Consider the following 3,543-nt stretch of genomic DNA (forward strand, 5'->3'; position numbering starts at 1 on the left):
CAACCAAATACCCCCACAGACCAGCGCAGCACCACAAGCCCGCAGGCGCACGCCCACGGGCCGAAATGCGTTCCGAGCGAACCAGGCTGACCCGCGGCCGAGGCATCATCCCGACGGCGGAGGACGCGGAGAGGGGAGGGCCCCGAGAGGGCGCCCCCGGGCGAGGCCAGCGCCCGGGGGAGACGCCAAACTCGCCGATCCAAGACGCCCGTCGCCGGAGCCCGGCACGCCAGCACATCCGCATCGGGACACCCTCGCACGTCCCTCGCGATCGGACTGAACGAGCCGGTTCCCGGCGGGCCGCGCCGCAGACCGCGAGCCGCCCATCGCATCAGCCGGCCGCTGCGCAAGCGGCATTTTTCATGTGGTTGGGTGAAGCATCGTGGCCCGGCGGCTGGGTGCCGGCCTCAAGGCCTTTGTGCTGGGTGGGGGCCGCGCGCCCGCTCGAATCGAGTGGGAGCAGGCCCTCTGTGCATTATCCGTCGTCCCTCGATGCCCCGCCGACAAGATCGATCTCGACCGCGTATCGTCACAAAACTCCCGCCGCACCCCGGACGACGTGCTCGTGAGAGGGCCGCCGCATGAGCGGCGACGCGCGATCCGCGTTTGCCATCGGCCGCCGCCTCGCGGAGGCGAAGCTGGCGGCCGCTTGTATCGGGCCTCGTTTCGTCGCGTGCTTCTCCGCCGGCCCCGACCGCGCTCCGCTCTAGAATCGCGTCACGATCTGGAATCGGACCAGCCGCGGCGCTCCGGGGAGGATGTTGTTGTTGTTGTGTGCCGAGACGATGTACTTCCTGTCGAACAGATTCTCGATGTTGACCTGCGCCCGCGTGGTCTCGTTGAGATTGTAGAACAGGCCCAGATCGAAGCGCGAATAGCTCGGCAGCCGGATGGTGTTGTCCGAGGTTGCGAAGGAGTGGGACTGGTTGATGTAGCCGACACCGACGGAAAACTCGCGGCTGAGATCGAACTTGTTCCAGAGCGTGAAGGAGTTGAGCGGCACCAGCCCGACGAAGTTTCCGGCGACGATGGTGGTGGACAGGTTGTTTGAGATCCGCGCGTCGGTGAAGGCATAGCCGCCCGCGATCGACCACCAGTCGGTGACGTAGCCGTTGGCGCCGATCTCGGCGCCCTGCGTGCTGGTCTGCCCCGAGGTCAGGAAGAAGCCGGCCCGGTTGGGGTCGGCGATGCGCTGGTTGGTGCGGTCGAGGTTGAACAGGGCCCCGGTGAGCTGGAGCACGGGAGAGACGTCGTACTTCACGCCGACCTCCGCGTTGACGAACTTTTCCGGCTCGGAAATCACGAGGCCCGGGGTCAGCGCACTGAACTGGTCGCCCGAGCTCGGCAGGTAGGAGACGCTGTAGCTGCCGTAGAGGGCGAGGTTCTGGAGCGGCTTCACGACCACGCCGGCACGGGGCGAGATCAGGTCGTCGACCCGGTTCTGCGTCACGGTCGTGCGGCGGTCGCGGGCCGAGAAGTCGAAGTGATCGTACCGCAGGCCGCCGATGAGCTGCAGGTGCTCGTTCACCTCGATCTGGTCCTGCACGTAGGTGGCGACGAGACCGAGATCGTAGGTGCTGTTGGCCCCGCTCGGAATGTTGCGGAAATTGATGCCCTCGCGGGTGAGAGGCGACAACGGGTTCACCACAAGGTTCTGCGTGCCGGTGCTGCTGAAGAAGCCGTCCAGCCGCCGGCTGAGACCTTCCTGGTATCCGAGTTCGAGGCCGCCGAGCAGGGTGTGCTTGAGCGGGCCGGTTGCGAACTGGTAGGTAAAATCGGTCTGGTTGAAGTAGTTCGTCCGATCGGTCTGGCTGTTGTAGGCCTGGATCGTCACCGCGGTGCCGGCGTTGTTCACTGCGCTGCCCGGGAAGACGTTCTGGTAGAACTTGTTGTAGTCGGCGAACCGCGACTGGTTGCGTACGACGACGCCGTTTTCGAAGACGTGGTCGAGCTGTGCCGTGGCGATGTGGGCGTCGACATGGGCCGGCGACAGGAACGGGTTGCCGAAATAGGTCGCGGTGTTGTCGCGGTAGCGGTAGGCCCGCCCGAACTGCGAGGGGAGGCCGCGGTCGGTGGTGCGGTCGTCGTGGAAGTATTCGTAGGAGAGCTTCAGCGTTGTCTGCGGTCCGAGCAGAAAGGTCATCGTCGGGTTGACGCCGTAGCGGCGGATGTCGACGAAGTCGCGGTAGGTCGCTGTGTCCTCGAACACGCCGTTCATGCGGAAGAACACGTTGTCGTTGACCCGGTCGCCGACGTCGACGGCCACGCGCTTGTTCCAGAACTGGCCGCCCTGCAGCACGACTTCACGACGGGACAGGCCGTCGGCCTCCTTGAGGACGCGGTTGATGACGCCGCCGCCGCCGCCGCGGCCGAAGATCATGGCGTTGGGACCCTTCAGCACTTCGAGGCGCTGAGTGTTGTAGAGGTCACGGTAGTACTGCACGTCGTCGCGGACGCCGTTGACGAAGAAATCCGCGTTGGAGCGCTGGCCGCGGATGATCAGCTCGTCGCGGTTGCCCTCGCCCTGCGCCTGGATGACGCCCGGCACGTAGCGGGTCGCTTCGCCGACCGACTGGAAGCCCTGGTCGCGGATCTGCTGCTGCGTCACCACGGTGACCGATTGCGGCGTGTCGATCAGCGGCGTGGCGGTCTTGGTGGCGCTGCGCGTGGCCTTGGTGAGATAGCCGACCGTGACGCCGCCCTGCGGTTCGGTGAGCAGGCCCCCCTCGCCGGCGACGCTGAGTTCCTCCATCGTCGTCGGCATCGACCCGGCCTGGACGGCACCGGTGGTCTCGGGTTCCGATACGCGCGGCGTGGCCGCTGCCGGAGCCAGCGATCCCAATCCCAGTACGGACCCGACGGCCGTCGTCGTCAACCAGATCTTCGTTCGCCTGCGCCGGTCAATTTTCGTCATTGCTGCCCCCACGGCCCAGAAAAGGGCGCTCCCGCATCGTTCCGTGCAGGTCGCGCTTCCATTCCGCTTGGCCGCCGGGCACGGCGCCGTCAAATTACAGATTCCCAATATTATAAATTAGAATTGTTATTGTTTTCTCGATTCGATCTTCATCGCCAATGATCCGACAATAGATCGTTCTTTGCTGAAAAACAGGTACTCTCGCAGAAATTGCACTTTGCTTTGAGGCAAGGCTGGCGAGGCCCATCCGCTGTCCGCCACGTCGTGACGCGCAGGGTAAGATGGCCGGGGTCATGGAGACCGTCCCGGGGAGGAATGCGCATGGCATGAGCGGATCCGGGCGGAGCCGACGATGTCAACGGGAGACAGGATCGAAGCAATCCTATGCGCAATCACGGAACGGTTGTATTTTATGCGCAGAACCGTTGTTTGGAATGGTACTAGAACAGTTCTGTGGCGCTCAAGTCACGATCCTTAGAAACTAATCTGTAATTTTGAAAGTCAGCTTGTCTTTGTGCCGAGTGCCTCGGTAGATCGGAATGTCTGCGTCAGAGATGGTTGCTTATTGCTTCCTTAGGCGCATGCCGACGGTAGATCATGTCTGAAGTGGTGGATTGTTGTTTATGACG

1 protein-coding gene is annotated in these 3,543 nt (G+C 63.8%); it reads right to left on the reverse strand.

Going from position 1 to position 3,543, the window contains the following annotated elements:
• Positions 1 to 706: 706 nt before the first annotated feature.
• Complete coding sequence (locus tag MFF07_RS22410) at positions 707 to 2,914, reverse strand: TonB-dependent receptor (RefSeq protein WP_373322417.1); 2,208 nt, start codon at positions 2,912 to 2,914, stop codon at positions 707 to 709.
• Between the last annotated feature and the right edge of the window lie 629 nt (positions 2,915 to 3,543).

This window comes from Methylobacterium thuringiense (genome assembly GCF_022179645.1).
Classification (GTDB): domain Bacteria; phylum Pseudomonadota; class Alphaproteobacteria; order Rhizobiales; family Beijerinckiaceae; genus Methylobacterium; species Methylobacterium thuringiense.